5 protein-coding genes and 2 pseudogenes are annotated in these 4,489 nt (G+C 65.1%); 6 read left to right on the forward strand and 1 reads right to left on the reverse strand.

Going from position 1 to position 4,489, the window contains the following annotated elements:
• From CF68_RS38030 to CF68_RS04735, 3 genes and pseudogenes are all read left to right on the forward strand, one after another.
• Positions 1-678: pseudogene (locus CF68_RS38030) on the forward strand (4Fe-4S dicluster domain-containing protein); the annotation flags it as partial.
• Between the two features lie 86 nt (positions 679-764).
• Positions 765-974, forward strand: a complete 210-nt coding sequence (locus tag CF68_RS04730) for a membrane protein (protein ID WP_035816382.1) — start codon at positions 765-767, stop codon at positions 972-974.
• Positions 971-1,216, forward strand: a complete 246-nt coding sequence (locus CF68_RS04735; protein ID WP_013957176.1) for a hypothetical protein — start codon at positions 971-973, stop codon at positions 1,214-1,216. The genes CF68_RS04730 and CF68_RS04735 overlap by 4 nt, the downstream gene beginning before the upstream one ends.
• A gap of 62 nt (positions 1,217-1,278) precedes the next feature.
• Here the strand turns inward: CF68_RS04735 and fnr are convergent, their stop codons facing one another.
• Positions 1,279-2,004 (reverse strand): fumarate/nitrate reduction transcriptional regulator Fnr, encoded by a 726-nt coding sequence (gene fnr / locus CF68_RS04740; RefSeq protein ID WP_035816383.1) that lies wholly within the window; start codon positions 2,002-2,004, stop codon positions 1,279-1,281.
• 78 nt (positions 2,005-2,082) lie between these two features.
• On the opposite strand from fnr, the gene CF68_RS04745 reads away from it, so the two are divergent.
• The 3 genes and pseudogenes from CF68_RS04745 to CF68_RS04755 all read left to right on the forward strand — a co-directional run.
• Complete coding sequence (locus CF68_RS04745; protein ID WP_035816385.1) at positions 2,083-2,841, forward strand: sulfite exporter TauE/SafE family protein; 759 nt, start codon at positions 2,083-2,085, stop codon at positions 2,839-2,841.
• Positions 2,842-3,410: 569 nt separating this feature from the next.
• On the forward strand, positions 3,411-4,265 hold the full coding sequence (scpB, locus tag CF68_RS04750) for an SMC-Scp complex subunit ScpB (protein ID WP_035816387.1): 855 nt from the start codon (positions 3,411-3,413) through the stop codon (positions 4,263-4,265).
• A 5-nt stretch (positions 4,266-4,270) separates the two neighbouring features.
• Positions 4,271-4,489 (forward strand): annotated as a pseudogene (locus tag CF68_RS04755) (23S rRNA pseudouridylate synthase B); the annotation flags it as partial.

The raw sequence follows: 4,489 nt of genomic DNA on the forward strand, positions 1-4,489 counted from the left end.
AAGACCGACCACCACAAGGCGGGGCTTGGCGACTGCGTCAACTGCAGCATCTGCGTGCAGGTATGCCCGACGGGCATCGATATCCGCGACGGCCTGCAGTACGAGTGCATCGGCTGCGGCGCCTGCATCGACGCCTGCGACCAGGTCATGGACAAGATGGACTATCCGCGCGGCCTGATCCGGTACACCTCGGAAAACGCGATGCGCAAGGCCTTGTCGGCGGCGGCATCGCGCAAGCGCCTGCTACGTCCGCGCATCATCATCTATTCCGTGATCTGGGTGGTGCTGCTGGCCGGCTTCATGGCTTCGATCGCGCTGCGCACGCCGCTGAAGGTCGACATCATCCGCGACCGTGGTGCGCTGGGCCGTGAAGTGGAAGGCCGCTGGATCGAGAACGTCTATCGCCTGCAGCTGATCAACACGACCGAAGCGCCGATGCAGATCAGCGTGCGCGCCGACAGCGACGAGCTGAAGGACCTGACGGTGGAATACGACAAGCAGGCCGAATCGCTGGCGCCGACGTCCAACCGGTTGCTGCCGATCCGGATCCGCGTGCCGATCGAGGCCGCGGCGCAGGGCACGCACAAGATCAACGTGACAGTGACGAGCGAAGGCACGGAGCGGGGGCATGCCGAAATCCGGCAATCCACCAGTTTCATCGTTCCGCGCGATTTGTGAGGCTAGTGTCCTATTCCATGGCAAGGTATTTGCGGAACAGGGCACTAGGCAGGCGCGGACGTAGTCGTCAAGATAAAGGGGGCAAGATGAGTCAGCAAGGCAATCCGTGGTGGAAGGAGCCGTGGCCGTGGCTGTTGATGAGCGGCCCGCTGGTGGCGATGGTGGCGTGCGGCGTGACGATCTGGCTGGCGTCCACGCATCCGGACATGCCGGTACAGGGTGCAACGCGTCATGGCCTGGTGGTGGAGAAGGCCGATGCCACGCCGCCCAAGGCTGCCGCAGCGAGGCAGCCATGAGGTTGCGCTGGCTGATGTGGGTACTCTGGCCGGCGTTCCTGATGGCTGGCTTTGCGACCGCGACGGTGTTTTCGGTGGTGGACCCCGGTGATCTGAACTTCTTCGGCCAGCCGATCGAAGCGTCCCGCGAATCGGTCTACACCATCGGCTTCCTGATGGCCTGGGTGTTCTGCGCGTTGTCCAGCGGACTGACGCTCTACACCATGCCGACGCGGCTCAGCGATACCGACGAACTGGAATGAGCGGACTGGCGTGAAGTCTGCGCTGCCATGGCCGGATGCGGCACTGGCAGCGCCTTGGCCGCCTAGCAGGAGCGGCTGTAGAGTTGCTTGATGCCTTCGATATCCACCAGCTTGACGTGGCGCTGGCGAATCTGGATCAGGCCGGCTTCGGCAAAGCGGGAGAACAGGCGGCTGACGGTTTCGAGCTTCAGGCCCAGGTAGCTGCCGATCTCTTCGCGGCTCATGCGCATCACGAACTCGGACGCCGAATAGCCGCGCGCCGACAGGCGCTCAGAGAGGTTGATCAGGAAGGCGGCGAGGCGTTCCTCGGCGCGCATTGAGCCCAGCGTGACCAGCATCAGCTGGTCGTGCGTGATTTCCTTGCCCATCAGGCGCAGGAACTGCTGCTGCAGCGATGGCAGGTCTGCCGAGAGGGACTGCAATTCGCTCATGCGGACCACGCAGACTTCGGTATCTTCCAGCGCGGCGGCATCGGAGGCATGCTGCATCTCGCCCAGCCCGTCGAGACCGACGATTTCGCCGGGCAGGTGGAAGCCGGTAATCTGCGAGCGGCCGTCTTCGGTGGTGACGTGGGTCTTGAGCGTGCCAAAGCGCACGGCATAGACCGCGGTGAGCGGATCGCCCATGCGATACAGGGTTTCACCCTTGTGCACACGGATGCGTTCCTGCACCAGCGTGTCCATCTTGGCGAGGTCTTGCTGCGACATGCCGACCGGAAGGCACAGCTGCCCCATGGCACAGGTGGAGCAGCGGGGCGACATCTCGGTAACGGGAATGGAGGTGAGCAATTGGAACCTGCTAGAAATGGCAGCGTGGGCGCGATTAGGACATTTTACCGTGCGATGTGATGTGGTAGGGAGTAAGAATTGACATTTGGCGTGCTGATCAGCGTTTTTCTGCTGGCCTTGCTTGGCGGGGTCCACTGCGCCGCCATGTGCGGCGGCGTGGCACTGGCCGTGGAGCAACGCCGCGGCGCGACGGCGACGATCAGTCTGGTACCCAACCGCGCCGCCTGGCTGGGCGAGTTGCTGACCATGCACGTGGGCCGGATCTCGACCTATATGCTGCTTGGCGCCGCGCTCGGCGCGGTCGGTGCCTCGGCGTGGAAGCAGGACTACCTGCCGGTGCAGCGCTGGCTGTTTGGCGCGGGGAGCGTCATGCTGCTGTGGTCGGGCTGGCGGTTGCTGCGCGGCAACACTTTTACCGTCGACTGGCTGGAGCGGCTGGCGGCGCGCGCCAGCACCACGGTGGCGCGGCGGCTGGGTGGCCTGGCAGGCAGCATGCCGGCCTTTGTGCGGGCGCGCGGCGGCCTGGCGCAGCGCTATGGCGTGGGCCTGGCGTGGGGCCTGGTGCCGTGCGGCATGGTCTATGGGGCGCTTACGCTGGCGCTGCTGGCGGGCAACGCGGCGTCCGGGGCACTCGTGATGGGCGTGTTCGGGCTCGGCACACTGCCTAACCTGCTGGTGCTTTCCGGCCTGTCGGGCTACTTGCGCACGCTGTCGCGACGTCCCGGCGTGCGCCTGGGGGCCGGCCTGGCGGTGATGGCGTTCGGCGGTCTCGGCATTGCGCGAGCGGTGCTGCTGCCACATTCGCTGGCCGAGCATGGATTCTGCCTGGTGTTCTGAGGCGCCGGCGCCGCCCGGGCAACGGATGATGGTTGCAGGCGGGGGCGGGAATGCCATACAATCGCCAACATTGCGGTATCGCGCGGTGTAATATGAGCCGCGGTAAGCAGCGGGCGAGCAGCGCCAGGCGGCCTTCATACCAGAAGGCGCGTTCAGGGCAGGGGAAGCGGAAGGTTTTCGATGCCCGTCCCGTCCCCACAGTCCATCCGGTTCAAAAGATCTGGTTCAAAAGTCCGGCTGGCACTGCGGTGTTGGCGATGCCGGCCTTGCTCCCGATACCCGTTTTTCTTGCGTCCGAGGCCTTCAGTTCGCTGACAGTGACGTCCGATATGTGCGGATGCGCTACGCAAGAGGTTCGCTGGCCGGCCCATAACGGCATGCGAACGATCTCCTGCCGGAACGCCCGGCAACTCGATGCAAAGATAGGGAAGCGCACGGCCTTGGATGCAGCAGGTATCCGGCTAGCTGCGCAATGAGATGGCGGTGGCTTTCGCACCGCTGTATCCAAAATCTCCGGTGCCCCGGATTCGTCCGGGAGCAGGTGCAAAGACAGGCTGCACACCATCAACATGAATACCCAAGAGGCGAAGATCGTCCTCGAGACGGCGCTGATCTGCGCGCAGGAACCGTTGCGCGTCAATGATCTGCGGCGGCTGTTTGACGACGACGTCGGCGCAGACACCATCCGCGTGCTGCTTGATGAACTGCGCCAGGACTGGCGGCCGCGCGGCGTGGAACTGGTGGCCCTGGCCAGCGGCTGGCGCTTCCAGAGCCGGCCGGAAATGCGTGAATACCTCGATCGGCTGAATCCCGAAAAGCCGCCAAAATATTCGCGTGCCGTGATGGAAACACTGGCGATCATTGCCTACCGGCAGCCGGTGACCCGCGGCGATATCGAGGAAATCCGCGGCGTGACGGTCAGCACGGAAGTCGTCAAGAAGCTTGAGGACCGCAGCTGGATCGAGGTGATCGGACACCGCGACGTGCCGGGCAGGCCGGCGCTGTATGCGACCACCAAGGCATTCCTGGACGATCTTGGCCTGCGTACGCTGGATGAGCTGCCGCCGCTGGAAGACGCCCAGGCGCAAGCGCAGGCAACCCTGCTGGAACAGCAGGCCATCAATTTTGAAGACCTGGCCGCAAACAAGGCGGCCAGCGCCGACGAAGAGGCATTTGCCGACCCCGCCGCGCAGGCAGCGGATGTGGCCGAAGCAACCGTCGCAAACGAAGCCGAGACGACCGACCCGGTCGACCAAAGCGCCAATGGCTTTGACGTGCAACCGCTGCAAGCTGCAGCCGACGATGCCGCCGAGGCCGCTTCCACCGAACCAGCCGCACCCAATCCGGACGGGGCGCGGGGCGATTTGCCGGACAACGGCACCCCGCCGCACCCGAGCGAGCACGACGAGCGCGTGCCGAACTGAACAACATGCAACATCCGATAGTGAATATCTTGTCTGATTCCGTTGAGCAAGACACCCGCAATGCGGGTGCACCCGCCGACACCGGCGCCGCAGAACCCGGATCGGGCAGCGAAGCCGCGCCCCGCCGCAAGGGGCTGCGCCGCGGGCTGAGGAACCTGGTCGCATCGCGCCGCCATGCGCAGGACCGCGGCGAGGGCGCCGAAGGCGCCAGCGCCGGCGGCCAG

This window comes from Cupriavidus sp. SK-4 (genome assembly GCF_000611125.1).
Classification (GTDB): domain Bacteria; phylum Pseudomonadota; class Gammaproteobacteria; order Burkholderiales; family Burkholderiaceae; genus Cupriavidus; species Cupriavidus necator.

Coding starts and splice junctions, on each gene's coding strand:
- CF68_RS04730 (WP_035816382.1), top strand. CDS start 765: ATGAGTCAGCAAGGCAATCCGTGGTGGAAGGAGCCGTGGCCGTGGCTG.
- CF68_RS04735 (WP_013957176.1), top strand. CDS start 971: ATGAGGTTGCGCTGGCTGATGTGGGTACTCTGGCCGGCGTTCCTGATG.
- scpB (WP_035816387.1), top strand. CDS start 3,411: ATGAATACCCAAGAGGCGAAGATCGTCCTCGAGACGGCGCTGATCTGC.